The sequence below is a fragment of the Methylobacterium cerastii genome, from assembly GCF_022179125.1.
GTDB classification, from domain to species: Bacteria; Pseudomonadota; Alphaproteobacteria; order Rhizobiales; family Beijerinckiaceae; genus Methylobacterium; species Methylobacterium cerastii.
The window spans coordinates 1-18,720 of sequence record NZ_BPQG01000055.1 but is presented as its reverse complement, the minus strand read 5'-3'; the positions used below and the strand labels follow the sequence as shown (position 1 = coordinate 18,720).

The window sequence follows — 18,720 nt, the reverse complement described above, 5'->3', positions numbered from 1 at the left end:
ATCAGGACGGTGCGGCCTGAGCTCGCACCCGGGTCGTCGGGGCGCGCGGGCCGGACACGTTCGATCGAGCTCCCGGACTTGGACCATGTCGACCGCGACCCTGCCCCCCGCTGCCCCCGCGCCCGGTTCCGCCGCGCCTTTGCCCGGATCGGCCCCGGGACTCGGCTTGCCGCGGGAGATCCCGCCGGAACTCGACCGCTGGAACTGGGGCGCCTTCCTGCTCAACTGGATCTGGGGCCTGGGCAACAACACCTTCCTGGCGCTCCTGGTGTTCGCGCCGTTCGTCGGCTTCGTGATGCCGTTCGTGCTCGGCGCGAAGGGCAGCGCCTGGGCGTGGCGGAACGGGCGCTGGACCAGCGTCGAGCATTTCCAGCGGGTCCAGCGGACATGGGCGATCTGGGGCGTCGTGGCGATGGTCGGCTCGCTCGCCCTGTTCGGCCTCCTGATCCTGGGCGTCGTCCTCGGCGTCAGCACCCTGCTGAACGAGTCCGAGCCCTACAAGCTCGCGGTAGTGCGGCTGCAGGCCAGCCCGCAGGCGATCGAGCGCCTGGGCGCCCCGATCACCGCCGGCAGCGCGGGCGGCTCGATCAAGACCGACGACGGCAAGGGCGACGGCAGCGCCGACCTGACTTTCACCGCCACCGGGCCGAAGGGAGACGGCAAGGTGTTCGTGAAGGCCGTGCGCGACGCCGACATGTGGCGGCTCACGGGCCTGCGCCTGACGCCCGCCGGCCAGGAGCAGGCCCTCGACCTTGCCCGCCCCGAGGCGAACGTGGTCGACCTGCGCTTGAAAACCTCGAACGCCGGCGAGGCCAAGACTACCTTCAAGGCGGGCGAGGAGGCGGTGCTGCTCCAGTTCACCCCGTCCGGCGTGCCGGCCGGCACCACCCTGGTCGCGGACTGGACCAAGCTGAAGGCGGCGGGCGGCGAGGCGGACGACACGTTCTACCAGAGCAAGGTCGTCCTCGACGACGTCGCGAAGAACTTGATCAGCTTCACCGTCACCTTCAAGGACGGCTGGCAGGCCGGCCGATACCGGGTCACCGTTTCCGGCGACGGCATCCCGCCGAAGTCGGCGACCTTCACCGTCGCCCCCTGACGGATCGCGGGGCGCACCGGTGGCGCCTTCTCTCAGGGGCTGCCAGCTTCACGCATCGTGCAGACGAGGACACCACCTCTTCCCTCCCCCACTGCCGGGGAAGGGAAGAGGTGACGTCGGCGGCTCCTGCTAGCGCTCACCTCCGCCCGAAAAACCCGCGCAGACGAACCGTCGCCCGCGGGGGTCACCCGCGCCGGCAAACGTGCTACACGGTTCGACCACGCGGTGGGTTTGCCGCGGCCGCCCGGTTGACAGGGCGGGTCTCCCCTCGCCACATCCCGGATCATGAGCGCCATCACGAATCTCGACACCGCCTCAGACGGGGCCACCGCAACGGTCAAGCCGCCGCTGGAGATCCTGCTCGCGGCCCCCCGCGGCTTCTGCGCCGGCGTGGTGCGGGCGATCGACGTGGTCGAGCGCGCGCTCGCGATCTACGGGCCGCCGGTCTACGTCCGCCACGAGATCGTGCACAACAAGTACGTGGTCGAGAGCCTGAAGCGCAAAGGCGCGGTGTTCGTGCGCGAGCTCGACGAGGTCCCCGACGGCGAGGCGCCGGTGATCTTTTCCGCGCACGGCGTCGCGAAGACCGTGCCGGCCAACGCCGACAACCGCGGCCTGATCACCATCGACGCCACCTGCCCGCTGGTGACCAAGGTCCACCGCGAGGCCGAGATCCACCACAAGCGCGGCCGCCACGTGCTCCTCGTCGGCCATTCCGGCCACCCGGAGGTCGTCGGCACCATGGGCCAGCTGCCCAAGGGCTCGATCACCCTGGTCGAGGACCTGGAGCAGATCGCGGCGCTGACCCCCGAGAATCCCAACAATCTCGCTTGGGTGACGCAGACCACGCTTTCGGTGGACGACACCCTCCACATCGTCGCGGCCTTGAAGCAAAAATTCCCGACCATCACCGGGCCGCACAAGGACGACATCTGCTACGCCACCACCAACCGCCAGGAGGCGGTAAAGCAGATCGCACCGCTGGTCGACGCGCTGATCGTCGTCGGCTCCTCGAACTCCTCGAACTCGCAGCGCCTGCGCGAGGTCGCCGAGCGCGTCGGCTGCCCGATCACCCGCCTCGTTCTCCGCGCCGAGGAGATCGACTGGCCGGCCTTCGAGGGCATCACCAAGCTCGGCCTCACCGCCGGCGCCTCGGCCCCCGAGGTGCTGGTGGAGGAGATCATCGACGCCTTCGCCGCCCGCTACACGGTGACGGTCGACACGGTGCAGACGGTGGTCGAGGACATGGTCTTCCCGCTGCCGCGCGAGCTTCGCAGCGAAGCCGCCGAGTAGGTTTTTGCGACTTTGGGTGGCGGGTGCGATCATCCGCCCGTCCCGCCGGCTCGAGCCGGCGGGACACATCGTCGTGTGCCGATTGACCTGAAGATCGTCAGAAAAGAAGCGCCGTGGCCGTCTACACCGAGGTATCCGACGCGGCTTTGACCGACTTCCTCGCCGACTACGAGATCGGCGGGCTGCTCTCCTACAAGGGCATCGCGGAAGGCGTCGAGAACACCAACTTCTTCCTGCACACCACCGGCGGCGCCTACATCCTCACCCTGTACGAGAAGCGGGTGCGGGCCGGCGACCTCCCGTTCTTCATCAACCTGATGGAGCACTTGGCGACCCGCGGGCTCGCCTGCCCGCAGCCGGTCCGAAACCGCGACGGCACGGCGCTCGGCACCCTCTGCGACCGCCCGGCGGCGATCGTCAGCTTCCTCGACGGGGTCTCGGTCAAGGCGCCGACCGCGCATCACTGCGCCGAGCTCGGCCAGGCGCTGGCGCGGCTCCACGCCGCCGGCGCCGACTTCGGCATGCGCCGCGACAACAGCCTTTCGGTCGGCGCCTGGCGCCCGCTCTTCGACCAGGCGGCGAGCCAGGCCGACGTGGTCTCGGCCGGCCTCGCCGCGCGCACCCGCGACGACCTCGCCTGGCTCGAGGCCGCGTGGCCCGCGAACCTGCCCGGCGGCGTGATCCATGCGGACCTGTTCACCGACAACGTGTTCTTCATCGGCGACGGGCTGTCGGGGCTGATCGACTTCTACTTCGCCTGCACGGATGCCTTCGCCTACGACCTCGCGATCTGCCTCAACGCCTGGTGCTTCTCCCCTGACGGCACCTACCACCGCGACATGGGCGCGGCGCTGATCGCCGGCTACGAGGCGGTGCGCCCGCTGGAGCCGGCGGAGGTCGAGGCCCTGCCGATCCTGTGCCGCGGTGCCGCGCTCCGCTTCATGCTGACCCGGCTGGTCGACTGGCTGAACGTGCCGCCGGGCGCCCTGGTCCAGCCGAAGGACCCGCGCGAGTACGATCGCCGCCTGACCTTCCACCGGCAGGCCCGGGATGCCGCCGCCTACGGGTGGACGCGATGAGCGAGGCGGCGACCGACGAGGCCCCCACCCGGGTGAAGATCTACACGGACGGGGCCTGCTCCGGGAATCCCGGCCCCGGCGGCTGGGGCGCGATCCTGATCTACGGCGACACGCGCCGCGAGATCTCGGGAGGCGAGGCGCACACCACCAACAACCGCATGGAGCTGCTCGCCGCGATCGAGGCGCTGGAAGCGCTCAAGCGGCCCTGCCGCGTCGACGTGTTCACCGACTCGCAGTACCTGCGCCAGGGCGTCACCACCTGGATCCACGGCTGGAAGGCGCGCGGCTGGCGAACCGCCGACAAGAAGCCGGTGAAGAACGAGGACCTGTGGCGCCGCATCGACGAGGCCCGCACCCGGCACGCGGTCGAGTGGCACTGGGTCAAGGGCCACTCCAGCGACCCGCTGAACAACCGCGTCGACGCCCTCGCGGTGGCCGCGATGGCGCCGTTCAAGACCAGGCGCTGAACGGCTCGCCGCCGCTCAGGCGAGGGGGCCGGGGATCGCGCGCTCGGCTTCGGCCAGCAGCCGCGTCTCGTGGCGGCGCACGAACAGCCACAGGGCCAGGCCGCCGAAGATCACCACGGCCAGCAGCGCCAGCCCGACGGGGCCGGCGATGGTCTCGATCGAGCGGCCGCAATAGTACGAGCCGAGGCCCATCGCGGTCGCCCAGGTGAGGCCGCCGAGCCCGTTGAACAGCATGAAGCGGCGGGCGTCGAGCCGGTTCACCCCGGCGAGCAGCGCCGCGTAGGCCCGCAGCATCGCGGTGAAGCGGCCGAAGAACACGATCTTCCCGCCATGCTCGCGGAACAGGTACTGCCCGAGCTTGAGTCGGCCGTGGTCGAGGGCGATCAGGCGGCCGTAGCGCAGCAGCAGCGGCATGCCCCAGCGCCGGCCGACCCAGTAGCCGAGGTTGTCGCCGATGATCGCGGCGGCCGCGGCGGCGGCGATGATCAGCGCGATGTTGAGGTTGCCGGTGGTGCCGGCGTAGACCGCCGAAGAGATCAGCACCGTCTCGCCCGGCATCGGCACGCCGGCGCTCTCAAGGGTGATGATGACGAAGATCGCGACGTAGCCGTAGGAGGCGATCAGGTCGGCGATCGGCAGTTCGTGCAGGAAGGACATGCGGCCCCTGAGGTTGGACGGGCCGCAATTCGCAACGGGAAGGTGGCCATTCGAGGGCGCGGGTCCGCCGCGCCCCCGTCCGACCGAACCCTTGGGTTCAGATCACCTTGAGCAGCGCTTCAGCGCTCGAGGTGTCGGCCTTCGAGGGCGATTCCTCGACGTTGAGCACGCGCACCACGCCGTCTTCGACCAGCATCGCGTAGCGCTTGGAGCGGAGGCCGAGGCCGAAGCCGCTGCCGTCCATCTCGAGGCCGAGGCCCTTGGCGAAGTCGCCGTTTCCGTCGGCCAGGAACTCGAGCCCTTCCGCGCCGCTGGCCTTCGACCACGCTTCGAGCACGAACACGTCGTTGACCGAGGTGACGGCGATGGCGTCGACGCCGCGGGCGAGGAGCGCGTCCTTGTTGGCGACGAAGCCAGGCAGGTGGTTGCGGTGGCAGCTCGGGGTGAAGGCGCCCGGCACGCCGACCAGCACGACGCGGCGGCCCTTGAACACGTCGTCGGTGGTCTTGGCCAGGGGGCCCTCGGGGCCGGTGATGCGGAAGGTGGCCTGGGGCAGATGATCGCCGACCTGAATCGTCATGGCTGAACGTTCCTTACTAAAGTGCGGTCCGCCGAAGGGAACGCCGGTTCGGCGAAGGACGCACGTCACGAGAAGAGCTTGGTGCCGTTCCCCGTCGCGATGCGACCCGGAACGGCGCCGGCGCGTCGCGGGACGGCACCGCTTCGGATGGCCGGTGACCTAGCGCGGCCCGCCGGGGCTGTCGAGCGAGACGCGGCCGTCCGCGCGCCCGCGAGGCCGGGGCTGCACGGCGTTTTGTCCGCTGGACATCGGGGGGGCTGAGCGTAGCATGCGGGGATGCCCAGGCCTTCGACACCGACGCCCGCTTCCAGCGATCCCGCCTACCTCGACGGCCAGTTCCTCGTGGCGATGCCGGGGATGGCGGATGCGCGCTTCGCCCGATCCGTCATCTACGTCTGCGCGCACTCGGCCGACGGCGCCATGGGCATCATCGTCAACAAGCCGGTGACCGACCTGTCGATGCCCGACCTGCTGGTGCAGCTCGACGTGGCGGGCGAGGCCGACGCGATCCGCCTGCGCGAGCGGGTCGGCCACATGCCGGTGCTGATGGGCGGCCCGGTCGAGGGCAAGCGCGGCTTCGTGCTCCACACCGACGACTTCCACATCGACCAGTCGACGCTGATCATCGACGACGGCATCTGCCTCACCGCCACCGTCGAGATCCTGCGCGCGATCGCGGCCGGCGACGGGCCGGCCAGCGCCGTGCTGGCGCTGGGCTATGCCGGCTGGCAGGCGGGCCAGCTCGAGAGCGAGATCATGGCCAACGGCTGGCTCAACTGCCCGGCCGACCCGGACCTGATCTTCCACGCGGATCTGGCCGGCAAGTACGACCGGGCGCTGCGCGGCAACGGCATCGACCCGGCCATGCTCTCGGTGAGCGCCGGGCGGGCCTGAGGGCGCGCCGGTCGATCCGCTGGGGCGACGACAGCGAACACGTCCGCGCTGACACCGATCGCATCACGCTCGCGCGACCGTCGGCACGTCTGCGCAGCCGGCCTTACCCGGAACCATCGCCGTGGTAAGGTGGTTGCCTGCGACGCCCCACGTCGACGTCCGGGTGAAGGAGCGTTCCCATGGCTCGAATGGATCTCGCCTACACTGCCTTCGAGGGCATACGGTACATGATGGCGCCGGCGCGCATGGCCGCCGACATGGCGTGGTTCGGTCTGCAGAACCCGGCCAACCCGCTCTCCTACTCTCCCTATGCCCGCTCGATGGTGGCCGGGTGCGAGATGTTCGAGCGCGCCACCCGCCGCTACGGCAAGCCGGCCTTCGGGTTGTCCGAGACGGTCGTCGACGGCGTCGCCGTGCGGGTGACCGAGCGGGTGGTGTGGGAGCGGCCGTTCTGCCGGGTGATCGCGTTCGAGCGCGCCTTCGCCAACCCGCCGGCCGAGCCGCAGCCCAAGCTCCTCGTGGTGGCGCCGATGTCGGGGCACTACGCCACGCTGCTGCGCGGCACCGTCGAGGCGATGCTGCCGAACCACGACGTCTTCATCACCGACTGGTCGGATGCGCGCATGGTGCCGCTGCTCGCCGGGCGGTTCGATCTCGACAGCTACATCGACTACTGCAAGGCGATCTTCGCCGCCCTCGGGCCGGACCTCCACGTCATGGCCGTGTGCCAGCCGGCGGTTCCGGTGCTCGCCGCGGTGGCGGTGATGGAGGCGGCCGGAGACCCCGGCGTGCCGGTCTCGATGACCCTGATGGGCGGGCCGATCGACACCCGCCGCTCGCCCACCGCCGTGAACTGCATGGCGCAGGAGCGCGGGCAGGCGTGGTTCGAATCGAACACCATCTCCTACGTGCCGCCGATCCACCCGGGCGCGTTCCGGGCGGTCTATCCCGGCTTCCTGCAGCTGGCGGGGTTCATGGCGATGAACCTCGACCGGCACAGGGACGCCCATTCCGACATGTTCGACCACCTCGTGAAGGGCGACGGCGACTCGGCCGAGAAGCACCGCGCGTTCTACGACGAGTACCTGGCGGTGATGGACCTGACGGCCGAGTTCTACCTCCAGACCGTCGAGACGGTGTTCGTGAACCACGACCTGCCCAAGGGCACGATGCGCCACCACAGCGTCCCGGTCGACCTGACGGCGATCCGAAGCTGCGCGATCCTCGCGGTGGAGGGCGAGAACGACGACATCTCCGGCGTCGGCCAGACGCTCGCCGCCCTCGACCTGACGCCGAACTTGGCGGCCGAGCGCAAGGCCTACCACCTGCAGCCGGGCGTCGGGCATTACGGCGTGTTCAACGGCTCGCGCTACCGCACGGTCATCGCCCCACGCATCGCCGCCTTCGTGCGCGAGATGCAGGGGCTGCCCGCCGCCGAGCGGCCGCTGCGGCTCGCGAGCTGAGCGGACGACCGCAAGAATCTGTCGCCTTCGCTCTTTAGGGGCGGGGGCGGCGGAGCTAGACTGTCTCCATGCCCTTCGCGCTGCTGCGACGCCCCGATCCCGACCATCTCGACATCGTCCACGCGGGCGAGACCTATCGCATCGCGGTGCGCCGGCGCCCGACCGCGCGGCGCCTGACGCTGCGCGTCTCGGCCGCGACCGGCGAGGTGGTGATCACCCTGCCGGCCCGCAGCGCGATCAGCACGGCGCAGCGTTTCGCCGTGAGTCACGGCGGCTGGATCGCCGCCCGCCTCGCCCGCGTGCCCGAACGGGTGCCGCTCGCGGAAGGCGCGATGGTGCCCTTGCGCGGCGTGCCGCACCGGATCGTGCGGCGGGGCTCGCGCAGCGGCATCACCCGGATCGAGGAAGCGGCCGAGCCCACGCTCTCGGTCTCGTGCGGCCCCGAGCACGTCGCCCGCCGGGTGCGGGCCTTCCTCGACGAGGCAGTGCGGGCCGACCTCGCGCGCGCGGTGACGCACTACACCGCCAAGCTCGGCCAGGGGCCGGTGCGGATCACCGTGCGCGACACGCGCAGCCGCTGGGGCTCCTGCACCGCGGGCGGCGCCCTCAACTTCTCCTGGCGCCTGATCCTCGCACCGCCCTTCGTGCTCGACTACCTCGTCGCCCACGAGATGGCGCACTTGCGCGAAATGAACCACTCGGCCCGGTTCTGGACCCTGCTGGGCCAGCTCTGCCCCGAGGTCGACGCGGCGGAAGCTTGGCTCAAGCGCAACGGCACGGCGCTGCATCGCTACGGGTGAGGGCGTAAGCGGAACATTCCCTCCCGCGCAGAGGGGGGAGGGATGCGTCGCGAGAAGTCATGACGCCCTCGGCCGCAGTATCGAAGGCAGCGCCCCTCAGCCCTTCGAGCGCAGCACCCGCTCGCGGGAGACCCGTTCCGCCGGCCAGGTCGGGCGCGGGTCGACCTCGCCGGGGGCCAGGGTGCGGGGGGCGACGCTGTCGCAGAGCTCGCGCTGGCGGACGATGATCGGGTTGCCGTATTCGTCGCGGCGGCGGACCAGGCCGCCCTCGCGGCAGAAGCCGGCGATGGCGGCGTTGCCGTTGCGGCGGCCGTAGGGATTCCGCTCCACCGGCGGGTGTTCCACCGTGAGCAGGCCGTCGTGGTTGAGCGAGCGCTCGACATAGGTCGTCTCGCCGATGGGAAGCGGCTCGGCCGTCGCGGCGACGCCGGAGGCTCCGAGCAGCAGGACGGTCAGGGCGAGGACACGCATGGCGCCGGCTCTCGTGTGGTGATGCATCGCAGCGATATCTAGGCCGCGCCGCATTCGGGGGATAGCGCATTGCGGCAACATTTGGTCCGCGGAAGGCCGGGTCCCGCGTGTTCGACGGCTCCGCGGACCGAACCGAGTGTCGGCTTCCCTCGAATGCCGCGCCTGCGCGTGTGCCTCGCTTGACAGCGCCGGCCCCCGCATGGTCGGAACACCCGGGTTTTCGGCAAGGCCCCGCCCGCGGCGGGTTTGGGGTACGCTCGTGAAGGGATCGTCCGTGCGGCTGCGCAGGAGTTTCGGGAGGAGTTTCGATCGCGTCCGGCGCCCGGCCTTGGGCCTGGCATCCGCGGCCCTCGCCGCCGGCTTGCTCGGTGCCGGATTCTTCGCCGGCCTGGGCGGGGCGGCTCAGGCGCAGGGGATGGTGCGCAAGACCTTCGAGGATTGGCAGCTGCGCTGCGAGACGCCGGCCGGGGCCAAGGCCGAGCAATGCGCCATGGTGCAGTACCTCGCCGCCGAGGACCGGCCGAACCTCACCCTCGTCGTGATCGTGCTGAAAACCGCCGACAACCGCGGCTACCTGCTCCGCGTGGTGGCGCCGCTCGGCGTGCTGCTGCCCTCCGGGCTCGGGCTGAAGATCGACCAGACCGATGTCGGCCGCGCCGGCTTCGTGCGCTGCCTCACCACCGGCTGTGTCGCCGAGGTGGTGATGGACGAGGGCCTCGTGCGCCAGTTCAAGGCCGGCACGCAGGCGACCTTCATCGTGTTCCAGACGCCGGAAGAGGGCGTTGGCATCCCGCTGTCGATGAAGGGCTTCGCCGCCGGGTTCGACAGCCTGAAGTGACCATCGGGAGGCGCGGCATGATCGGGGCTTTGGGGATCGGACGAGCGGCGCTTTGCGGGCTCGTCTTGGCGCTCGGCGCGGCGCCGGCGGGCGCCGAGGAGGGCAACGTCTTCTCCAACCTGTTCAAGTACGGCGGCACCACCGTGCCCCCGTCGCAGCCCAAGGAACTCGAGGCGGCCTATTGCCCGACCGTCGACGTGCCGGAGGGCGGCGCCGCGCTGACCAACCCGCCTGGCGCCACGGCGGCCGGCATCCGCAGCCAGGTCTCCCTCGGGCGCGTCGCCCGCGAATGCACCCGGCGCGCGGACGGGTCGATCTCCGTCAAGGTCGGCGTCGAGGCGCGCGTCCTGCTCGGTCCCTCCGGCGCGGCGGGCCGGTTCGACGTGCCCTTCACCATCGCGATCAAGCACGACGACAAGACCGTCACCACGCGCACCCGCCGCGTCGCGGTGGTGGTCGGCCCCGGCGAGGCGCAGGGCTTCACCTCGATGGTGGAGGACGACATCCCCGTCCCCGCGGCGATGAGCGCCGACTACGAGATCGTGGTCGGCCTGGGCGGCGCCCCGAAGGCGCCGACGAAGCCGAAACCTCGCCGCCGCGCCCCGGTGGCCGCGGCGCCGTCTCAAGCGACGACGTCCGAAGCCCCCGTCGAGGCGGGCGCCGCGCAGTGAGGCCGCAGCCGGGACACGGCCCGTTCCGCGCCTGACCGCCCGCCTCGGGCGCGCGACCCCGTTCCGCCTCGTGCCGGCCGCCGACCCGGTCTTCGACCTGCGCCTGGTGCTGCCGGAGATGGCGGGCGGCGGCTGGATCGTCCTCACCTATCGCGAACCGCCGACGACTCGCCCGCGCCGGCCGATGCTTCGCTTGGTCCGAGCGGAGGGCGTCGAGGACGTGGTGCTGCCCGGCGTCACACAGGCCTACGCCCACTGGCTCGGTCTGCTGCCGGACGACCTGTGCGAGATCCACCTCGCCGCCGAACCCGGCTTCGTGCTGGAGCGCGTCGGGCGCCGCAGCACGGCGAGCCTGTTCCTGCAGGCCCTGGCGACCAAGCCCTTGCGCGGAATCTCCGCGCTCTACGAAGGCCTGCGCGGCGACGAACGCCGCTACCGCGACACCCTCCGCGGCACCTGCGCGGTGACGCCGCGCGCACGGTATTCGGATTGGGCGGCGGAGCGGGCCGCACCGCTGCCCGAACCCCGTGGCGGCATGGACCGACGGAACGCGGCTGCCGCGACCGACCCCCTCTCCCGAACGGGAGAGGGGACCCGCGATCCAATGGCGATCCGCGTGCTCGTCCTGGCGGATGCGGATTCCAAAAGCCTCGCTGCGACGCTCGGTAGCCTGCGGGCGCAGAGCCATCCCGGCTGGCGCGCCGTCGTCCTGCATGAGGCCCCCCACCAAGCCACGCTCGACGACCCCCGAATCGCGCACGCGCCGTGGCGGGACGACCGCAGCCTTCGCGATCTCGTCGGGGACGCCTCCCTCTGCCTCCTCCGCGCCGGAGACCGCCTCGTATCGGAGGCGCTGGGCTTGCTCGCCACTGAAATCGGGCAGGCCGACTTGATCTATGCCGACGAGTTGCGCGACGGCGCCCCGCGGCTGAAGCCCGATTGGAGCCCCGACCTCGCGCGCGTCACCGGCTACCAGGGCCGGCCCTGGCTCGCTGCGCCGGCCCTGCTCGCGCGGCTGCCGGATGGTCCGGTCGGGCCGAGGGAAACCTTTCCCCTCGCCCTCGACCTGATGCTCGGGCAGGCCGCGGCCGGCGTGGCACACTTGCCGCGCGTGCTGGCCGAGACGGTCGGCGCCGACCCGGATGCGGTCGCGCGCGCCGATTTGCTCATCCAGCATCGGACCGCTGTCGCCGAGCCTTTGATCCGCGATCGCGTGGTCGACCTGCTCTGGCCGCTGCCCGATCCAGCGCCACGCGTCAGCATCGTGATCCCGTCGCGCGATCGGCTCGACCTGATCGAACGGGTCTGCCGCGGCGTGCTGCACGAGACCGCCTATCCCGCGATCGAATGCGTGATCGTCGACAACGGCTCGACCGATCCGGCCGTGCTCGCGCATTACGACGCGCTCCGGCGCGATCCGCGAGTGACGATCGTGGCCTACGACGCGCCGTTCAACTTCTCGGCGATGGTCAACGCCGGGGTCGCCGCCGCGACCGGGTCGGTCGTCGTCCTGCTCAACAACGACGTGGCGGTGCTGCGCCCCGATTGGCTCGACGCGATGGTGAGGCAGGCGCTGCGGCCTAAAGTCGGTGCGGTCGGGGCCAAGCTGCTCTACGCCGACGGCACGCTGCAACATGCCGGCGTCGTCGTCGGGCTCGGCGGCCGGGCCGGGCACATCCTGCGCAAGCGCCCGGGCGACACCGCAGGGCATCTCGGGCGCCTGCGCGTCGCGCACGAGGTCTCGGCGGTCACCGCCGCGTGCCTCGCTGTTTCACGGGAAAACTACCTCGCCGTCGGCGGCTTCGACGCGGAGGCGTTCCCGGTCGACTTCAACGACGTGGATTTCTGCCTCCGCCTCGAAGCCACCGGACGCAAGACGATGTGGACGCCGGCAGCGACCCTGGCCCATCTCGAATCGGTGAGCCGCGGCCCTTCGGTCGGGGTTAAACGCGTCCGATTCGAACAGGAGGCCGCCCGGTTCGCCGAGCGCTGGCGCGACGCGATCCGGCACGACCCGTACTACCATCCAGGCCTGTCGCTTACGACCTTCGGCGAGGACCTGGAATAGCCATGGCGCGCGCAAGGCCCCCCGGCATCGTCGCCACCCTGGCACGTCACCCGCAGCGGACCCTCGACATCCTCTGGGCGCGGCTGACCGGCCGGCGCCTGCGCGCTCGGCAGCGCCTCGCCGCCCTCGTCGGGATCGACCACCAACTGGCGCTGCCGGCCGCCATCCTCGACCGCTTCCCGATCGAACGCGAGGCGACGGACGAGCCCGACCTGCGCGTGCTCACCGCGCCGGGCCATACCCTCGTCGCGGGCGCGTGCCGAACCTTCGCCGACGCCTTCGCCGCCGATCCCAGCCTGCACGCGCTCTACGGCGACGCGCTGATCCAGCCGACGCCCGGGGGGCCGGTGTTCCCGCTGCTGCGCCCGGCCTTCGATGCGGACTACCTGATGGCCGTCGACTGGCTCGGCCCAGTGCTGGCGCTGCGCCGAACGAGCTTTTTGCAGATCGCCGGCGCGGATGCGGAGATCTCTGCGCGGGAGGCCGTGCTGCGCATCGCCGAGCGCTACGGCGTCGGCGCGATCGGGCACCTGCCGGGGATCGCGTCGGTTCAAATCGGGGCGGATGTGGGCGACGCCGGTGTCCGAAGCGCGGCGCGGGTCCCCTCTCCCGTCCGGGAGAGGGACAGGGTGAGGGACCAGGTTTTTCCGGCGCGGTCGCACCTCTCACCCCAACCCCCTCCCGGACGGGAGAGGGGGCCGGTCGGCGAGGTGGAAACATCGAGTCCGCAGAAGGAGCATTCGCTGGATCGGCGTCTCGCGATCCTCCGCCGCCACCTCGACCGCACCGGGCGGGCCGAGACGGAGCTCGCGCGCGAACCCGACGGCGTCGTCGTCGTCCTGCATCCGCTGCCCGACCCGCTCCCGCTCGTCAGCGTGATCGTGCCGACCCGCGACCGGGTCGATTTGCTGCGGCCCTGCCTGGAAAGCCTGCGCACGCAGACCGGTTGGCCGAACCTCGAGATCCTGGTCGCCGACAACGACAGCGGCGCGCCCGAGACGCGGGCCTATTTCCGCATCCTGGAAGGGGAGGGGGTGCGCATCGTCGACTGCCCCGGCCCCTTCGACTTCGCCGGCATGAACAACGCCGCCGCCGCCCTGGCGCAGGGCGCGGTGCTCGCCTTCGTCAACAACGACGTCGAGGCCTTCGCGCCGGGCTGGCTCGGGCGGATGGTGCGCGAGGCGCTGCGGCCGGAGGTCGGCGCGGTCGGCGCCAAGCTGCTCGACGGGGCGGGGCGGATCCAGCACGGCGGCATCGTGCTCGGCACCGGCGGGCTGGCGACCCACGCGCACCGGCACTTTCCGGGCGCCGCCCCCGGCTACGGGATGCGCCTCCAGGCGACGCACGCGGTGTCGGCCGTCACCGCCGCGTGCCTCGTGGTCGAGGCGCGGAAATTCCGCGCGGTCGGCGGCTTCGACGCCGAGCACTTCGCGGTGGACTTCAACGACGTCGACCTATGCCTGCGCCTGAATGCGGCCGGCCATCGCACGCTGGTGGCGCCGGGCGCGGTGCTGCATCACCACGAGGGGGCGAGCCGGAAGCGCTCGCAGGAGGCCGAAAGCCGCCACGCCCGCGAGGTCGCGGCATTTCAAATGCGATGGGGGCCGCTGCTGGCGCAGGACCCCCATTATCATCCGGCCTTCGACCCGAACCTTTCGACCCACGCGCGGCTGCGCGCGGGATGGTTCGACCGGCCTACTGGACCAAGCGCGGTCCGCCGGTCTGGACCTTCTCGTTCTCCGACATGATGCCGAGACGCTTGGCGACCTCGGTGTAGGCCTCGATCAGCCCCCCGAGGTCCTTGCGGAACCGATCCTTGTCGAGCTTGTCCGCGGACTTGATGTCCCACAGGCGGCATGAATCCGGGGAGATCTCGTCGGCGACGACGATGCGCATCATGTCGCCTTCCCACAGGCGGCCGGTCTCGATCTTGAAGTCGACGAGGCGGATGCCGACGCCGAGGAACAGGCCAGACAGGAAGTCGTTGACGCGGATCGCCAGCGCCATGATGTCGTCGATCTCCTGGGGCGTGGCCCAGCCGAACGCGGTGATGTGCTCCTCGGAGACCATCGGGTCGTTGAGCGCGTCGTTCTTGTAATAGAACTCGATGATCGAGCGCGGCAGCTGCGTGCCTTCCTCGAGGCCCAGCCGCGTCGCCAGCGAGCCGGCGGCGACGTTGCGCACCACCACCTCGAGCGGGATGATCTCGACTTCGCGGATCAGCTGCTCGCGCATGTTGAGCCGGCGAATGAAATGGGTCGGCACGCCGATGTCGTTGAGGTGCTGGAAGACGAATTCCGAGATCCGATTGTTCAGCACGCCCTTGCCGTCGATGATCTCGTGCTTCTTCGCGTTGAAGGCGGTCGCGTCGTCCTTGAAGTGCTGGATGAGCGTTCCCGGCTCCGGACCCTCGTAGAGGACCTTCGCCTTGCCCTCGTAGATGCGACGGCGGCGGTTCATAGGCGTGTACCGTGGTTTGAGGAAGTCCATCGGGCCGTGGCTCCTGGGCGACGTGACGTGCGCGGATTCCGCGGCGTTCAGACCTCGCGAGAGGTCGGGCCGCGGGCACAAGTCATGACTCCAGAACTCCGGCGGCCGTGCCGCAAACTACCCGAAGCGCGTTGGCAGCACAACGCGTTAGCCGGGTGGGGGATACGCGCCGTGCGCTCTTCACTTCCCCGGAAAGGCCGCCGGTTTCGTCGAGCTCCGCGGGTACCGAAGCGGGCGCCAGTCCCTTCTCCCGTTCGGGACAGGGAGACGGTCGGCGTTTCGAGCGACTCCTTCGATGCCGTCGCCCACGGATGCGAAAGTTCGATCACGGTAGAGGAAAGGTAAAAGCGCGGGTTCCCACTCCCTCTGGACGATAGAGCCGCGGGCCGCCCTCACACCGTCTTGTCCGGGTAGCGGCACAGGTCGGCGATCGGGCAGCGCGGGCAATCGGGCTTGCGCGCCTTGCAGACGTAGCGCCCGAACAGGATCAGCCAATGGTGGGCGTTGAGCCGGAAGGGCTCCGGCACCAGCGCCTCCAGCCCGGCCTGGACCTTGTCGGTGGTGGCGGCCACCACCAGGGGGATGCGGTTGGCCACGCGGAAGATGTGGGTGTCGACGGCGATGCGCGGCTCGCCGAAGGCGACGTTGAGCACCACGCTCGCGGTCTTGGCGCCGACGCCGGGCAGCACCTGCAGCTCGGCCTGGCTGCGCGGCACCGCGCCGCCGTGCTGCTCCACCAGGATGCGCGAGAGCGCGACGACGTTCTTCGCCTTGGTGTTGAACAGCCCGATCGTGCGGATGAACCCGCGCACCTGCTCCTCGCCCAGCGCCAGCATCGCCTCCGGGTTGTCGGCGACGGCGAAGAGCGGCCCGGTCGCGCGGTTCACGCCGACATCGGTCGCCTGGGCCGACAGCACCACCGCCACGAGCAGCGTGTAGGGGTTGAGGAATTCGAGCTCGGCCCGCGGCTCCGGGTCGGCCGCCCGCAGGCGGGAGAAGATCTCGACGAGGGTCTCCGGCCCGACGGGCTCGGGCGCGCGGGTGGCGCGTGCGACGATCGGTCGGGCGAGCGTGGCCCCGATCGCGGCTTTCTTCACGGCGGGCGGCTTCCTGGCTGGCATCGTCGGGTTATATTGGCCCCATGGCGAGCGGCAACCTCCACGTCCACCCGGACGGCCTCGATCCCGACACCATCGACCAGCCGGTCTTCTCGGCTACCATCCGGCCGGCCCAATCCCTCAGCCGCGTCGGCTTCAAGGTGGTGATGACCGGCTGCTGCCTGGTCTCCCTGGTGATCTCGGTGTGGTGCTGGCGCATGGGCTTCTGGCCGATCGCCGGTTTCTTCGGACTCGACATGCTGGCGATCTACGCCGCGCTCAAGGTCAGCTTCCGCCGCGGCCGCTCCTTCGAGGAGGTGATGATCTCGCAGCTCGAAATCCTGCTCACCCGCGTCAGCCACCGCGGCGAGCGCCACCAATGGCGCTTCAACCCGCTCTGGACCAAGCTCACCCAGGTCGAGGACGAGGAATACGGGCTGCAGCGCCTGACCCTGGTCTCGCGCCGGGAATACGTGGTCGTCGCCCGCGACGCATCGCCCGACGAGCGCGCCCGCATCGCCCGCGGCCTCACCGGGGCGCTCGCGCAGGTGAAGAAGGGGTACTGACGGAAGGAACCGACGACGCATCACCCAAACTAAGGTGCACCCCTTCTCCCCGCGTGCGGGGAGAGGGCTTTGCCGATCTCGTCGTCGGCAAAGCGAGGCGGTAGCCGAAGGTGAGGGGGCTTGGCCGGAAGAGCCAAGTCCGCCACCTCCCCCTCACCGCCGCTTCGGCTTCGCCTTCGCTCCCCGCACGGACGACGAGGTCCGTGCGGGCCTCTCCCCGCATGCGGGGAGAGGGGATGCGCGGCACCACCTGTCATTCCCGGCCTCGTCGGCACGGAAGATGCCTCGGTCCTCACACCTGAGCGGAGGGCGCACGTGCACGACACCCCCACCATCGACCGGCGCACCCTGCTCGGCGGCATCGCGACGGCTGCGGCCGTCGCGGCGTCGCCCGCCCGTGGGACCGAGGCGAACGCCATCACCGCCGCCTCGGCGGGCGAGCTGGCCGAGGCGATTCGCAGCCGGCGCTACAGTGCGGTCGAGGTGGTGGAGGCGCATCTCGCCCGCATCGCCGCGGTCAACCCGCGGCTCAACGCCGTCGTCCAGGTCACGGCGGAGTCAGCCCGCCGCGAGGCCGCCGCCGCCGACGCTGCCCTGGCGCGGGGCGAGGCACCAAAACCCCTCCACGGCGTGCCGGTCACGATCAAGGACACGCTGGAGACCGCGGGCGTAATCTGCACCGGCGGCACGCTCGGCCGCGCCGGCTTCGTGCCGAAGGCCGACGCCACCGCGGTGGCCCGCCTCCGCGCGGCCGGCGCGATCGTGCTGGGCAAGACCAACGTACCGGAGCTCGCCGGCGCGCTGGAGACCGACAACCTGGTCTACGGCCGCACCAACAACCCCTACGACCTCGCCCGCACCCCGGGCGGAAGCAGCGGCGGCGAGGCGGCGATCGTCGCCGCCGGCGGTTCGCCCCTCGGCCTCGGCACCGATGCCGGCGGCAGCATCCGCGTGCCGGCGCATTATTGCGGCCTCGCCGCCCTGAAGCCGACCTCCGGCCGCATTCCGCGCACCGGGCAGTTCCCCCGGCCGATGGGCGCGCGCAACAGCGTGTTCCACGTCAGCCTGATCGCCCGTCGCGTCGACGACCTCGCGCTGGCGCTGCCCGTCGTCGCCGGGCCGGATTTTTCCGACTACACCATCGTCGACATGCCCCTGCGCGATCCCCGCGCGGTCGTCCTGCGCGGAATGAAGCTCGCCTACTTCGACGACGACGGCGCCTCCGCCCCGACCCCGGAGATCGCCGCCGCGATCCGCTCGGCGGCGCGGGCCTTCGCGGAGGCGGGCCTCGCTGTCGAGGAGCGTCGCCTGCCGGACGCGGACAAGGCGGCTGCCATCTACTACGACATGACCCGGGGCGACGGCGGCGCCGGCACCCGCGCCTTCCTGAGATCGATCGGCACCGACCGGATCTCCCCGCTGTTCGAGCAGTCGCTGAACTCGCGCGCGGCCCCGGCCATGCCCGACATCACCGCGGCGCTGGCGGCGTTCAACCGCTGGGACGCGTTCCGCAACGCGCAGCTCGCGTTCCTGCACGGCTACGATGCGGTGCTCTCCCCGGTTCTACCCTACGTGGCGCCGCCGCACGGCACCAGCTTCGATCCGGTGCTGCAACGGGGGGCGGGCTATGCCCAGAACCACAACCTCACCGGTTGGCCGGCGGTGGCGGTCCGCGTCGGGACCTCGCCGGAGGGGATGCCGATCGGCCTGCAGGTGGCGGCCCATCCGTGGCGCGAGGACGTCGCCCTGGCGCTCGGCCGCCATCTCGAGGCGAGCTTCGGCGGCTTCTCCCCGCCTGCGCTCTGAGCGATCGCCTTACTCGCCCGGCGTCCAGTCGATCCGCGGGCGCTGCGCCAGAATGCGGTCGAAGTAGTTGGCCACCGCCTGCGCCCCGTCCGAATGCATCATCGCCACCGGGTGGGCGAGGTAGGCGCGCGCCAGCTCCAGAGGCATCTCGTCGGCCTTCAGCGCGGTCAGCACCGCATCGATGAAGGCGTCGTTGGCCTCGTTGAAGTCGTTCGACAGCTTCTTGCGGTCGTTCAAGGCCTTGATCGCCATCGCGCATGCTCCGTGCCGCCCCCGTGGCGACGCGGTTCTACGGATCGGGGGGCGGATCGTTCCGCGATGCGGATGCCCCCCGGGTCATGGAAGGGCGTCGCTGTTCGCCTCGGGGCCGCCTTCCAGTCT

19 protein-coding genes are annotated in these 18,720 nt (G+C 71.0%); 13 read left to right on the top strand and 6 right to left on the bottom strand.

Annotated features, from left to right (window positions below):
• Nucleotides 1-166 precede the first annotated feature (166 nt).
• The 4 genes from MFF13_RS18500 (at nt 167) to rnhA (ending at nt 3,938) form a co-directional block, all read left to right on the top strand.
• Complete coding sequence (locus tag MFF13_RS18500) at nt 167-1,099, top strand: cytochrome c oxidase assembly factor Coa1 family protein (protein WP_147751272.1); 933 nt, start codon at nt 167-169, stop codon at nt 1,097-1,099.
• A gap of 285 nt (nt 1,100-1,384) precedes the next feature.
• Nucleotides 1,385-2,392 (top strand): 4-hydroxy-3-methylbut-2-enyl diphosphate reductase, encoded by a 1,008-nt coding sequence (gene ispH, locus MFF13_RS18495; protein WP_147751273.1) that lies wholly within the window; start codon nt 1,385-1,387, stop codon nt 2,390-2,392.
• Between the two features lie 113 nt (nt 2,393-2,505).
• Nucleotides 2,506-3,471, top strand: a complete 966-nt coding sequence (locus MFF13_RS18490; protein ID WP_147830308.1) for a homoserine kinase — start codon at nt 2,506-2,508, stop codon at nt 3,469-3,471.
• A complete protein-coding gene (rnhA, locus tag MFF13_RS18485) occupies nt 3,468-3,938 on the top strand; it encodes a ribonuclease HI (RefSeq protein ID WP_147830306.1) in 471 nt (156 codons plus the stop codon). The genes MFF13_RS18490 and rnhA overlap by 4 nt, the downstream gene beginning before the upstream one ends.
• A 15-nt stretch (nt 3,939-3,953) precedes the next feature.
• Here rnhA and MFF13_RS18480 read toward each other — a convergent pair whose 3' ends face one another.
• Nucleotides 3,954-4,595 carry a DedA family protein gene (locus MFF13_RS18480; protein WP_147751276.1) on the bottom strand — a complete coding sequence of 214 codons (642 nt, stop codon included), beginning with the start codon at nt 4,593-4,595 and terminating at the stop codon, nt 3,954-3,956.
• 97 nt (nt 4,596-4,692) lie between these two features.
• Nucleotides 4,693-5,175: a peroxiredoxin gene (locus tag MFF13_RS18475; RefSeq protein WP_147751277.1), complete on the bottom strand. Its 483-nt coding sequence runs from the start codon at nt 5,173-5,175 to the stop codon at nt 4,693-4,695.
• 276 nt (nt 5,176-5,451) lie between these two features.
• Between MFF13_RS18475 and MFF13_RS18470 the strand changes: the two genes are divergently transcribed.
• The 3 genes from MFF13_RS18470 (at nt 5,452) to MFF13_RS18460 (ending at nt 8,332) form a co-directional block, all read left to right on the top strand.
• Nucleotides 5,452-6,069, top strand: a complete 618-nt coding sequence (locus MFF13_RS18470) for a YqgE/AlgH family protein (RefSeq protein WP_147751278.1) — start codon at nt 5,452-5,454, stop codon at nt 6,067-6,069.
• Nucleotides 6,070-6,257: 188 nt separating this feature from the next.
• Entirely contained in the window at nt 6,258-7,532 is a 1,275-nt protein-coding gene (locus MFF13_RS18465; RefSeq protein ID WP_147830344.1) for a polyhydroxyalkanoate depolymerase, read from the top strand.
• Nucleotides 7,533-7,600: 68 nt separating this feature from the next.
• On the top strand, nt 7,601-8,332 hold the full coding sequence (locus tag MFF13_RS18460; protein ID WP_147830304.1) for a M48 family metallopeptidase: 732 nt from the start codon (nt 7,601-7,603) through the stop codon (nt 8,330-8,332).
• Between the two features lie 96 nt (nt 8,333-8,428).
• Here MFF13_RS18460 and MFF13_RS18455 read toward each other — a convergent pair whose 3' ends face one another.
• A complete protein-coding gene (locus tag MFF13_RS18455; RefSeq protein ID WP_147751280.1) occupies nt 8,429-8,803 on the bottom strand; it encodes a hypothetical protein in 375 nt (124 codons plus the stop codon).
• A 328-nt stretch (nt 8,804-9,131) separates the two neighbouring features.
• On the opposite strand from MFF13_RS18455, the gene MFF13_RS18450 reads away from it, so the two are divergent.
• The 4 genes from MFF13_RS18450 (at nt 9,132) to MFF13_RS18435 (ending at nt 14,128) form a co-directional block, all read left to right on the top strand.
• Nucleotides 9,132-9,641 (top strand): invasion associated locus B family protein, encoded by a 510-nt coding sequence (locus MFF13_RS18450; protein WP_373322575.1) that lies wholly within the window; start codon nt 9,132-9,134, stop codon nt 9,639-9,641.
• A 17-nt stretch (nt 9,642-9,658) separates the two neighbouring features.
• On the top strand, nt 9,659-10,312 hold the full coding sequence (locus MFF13_RS18445; protein WP_238272672.1) for a hypothetical protein: 654 nt from the start codon (nt 9,659-9,661) through the stop codon (nt 10,310-10,312).
• A 184-nt stretch (nt 10,313-10,496) separates the two neighbouring features.
• Nucleotides 10,497-12,380, top strand: a complete 1,884-nt coding sequence (locus MFF13_RS18440; RefSeq protein WP_373322578.1) for a glycosyltransferase family 2 protein — start codon at nt 10,497-10,499, stop codon at nt 12,378-12,380.
• 2 nt (nt 12,381-12,382) lie between these two features.
• On the top strand, nt 12,383-14,128 hold the full coding sequence (locus MFF13_RS18435; protein ID WP_238272670.1) for a glycosyltransferase family 2 protein: 1,746 nt from the start codon (nt 12,383-12,385) through the stop codon (nt 14,126-14,128).
• Here MFF13_RS18435 and purC read toward each other — a convergent pair.
• Both purC and nth read right to left on the bottom strand, forming a co-directional pair.
• A complete protein-coding gene (gene purC, locus MFF13_RS18430) occupies nt 14,076-14,870 on the bottom strand; it encodes a phosphoribosylaminoimidazolesuccinocarboxamide synthase (protein ID WP_147728905.1) in 795 nt (264 codons plus the stop codon). The two genes, MFF13_RS18435 and purC, sit on opposite strands and share 53 nt — an antisense overlap.
• Before the next feature lie 392 nt (nt 14,871-15,262).
• Nucleotides 15,263-15,991 carry an endonuclease III gene (nth, locus tag MFF13_RS18425; protein WP_147751282.1) on the bottom strand — a complete coding sequence of 243 codons (729 nt, stop codon included), beginning with the start codon at nt 15,989-15,991 and terminating at the stop codon, nt 15,263-15,265.
• Nucleotides 15,992-16,011: 20 nt separating this feature from the next.
• On the opposite strand from nth, the gene MFF13_RS18420 reads away from it, so the two are divergent.
• Nucleotides 16,012-16,533 (top strand): DUF2244 domain-containing protein, encoded by a 522-nt coding sequence (locus MFF13_RS18420; RefSeq protein ID WP_147751283.1) that lies wholly within the window; start codon nt 16,012-16,014, stop codon nt 16,531-16,533.
• Nucleotides 16,534-16,848: 315 nt separating this feature from the next.
• A complete protein-coding gene (locus tag MFF13_RS18415) occupies nt 16,849-18,339 on the top strand; it encodes an amidase (protein WP_187273703.1) in 1,491 nt (496 codons plus the stop codon).
• A gap of 9 nt (nt 18,340-18,348) precedes the next feature.
• On the opposite strand, the gene MFF13_RS18410 is transcribed toward MFF13_RS18415, so the two are convergent.
• Nucleotides 18,349-18,591: a hypothetical protein gene (locus tag MFF13_RS18410; RefSeq protein ID WP_147830298.1), complete on the bottom strand. Its 243-nt coding sequence runs from the start codon at nt 18,589-18,591 to the stop codon at nt 18,349-18,351.
• Nucleotides 18,592-18,720: the final 129 nt, after the last annotated feature.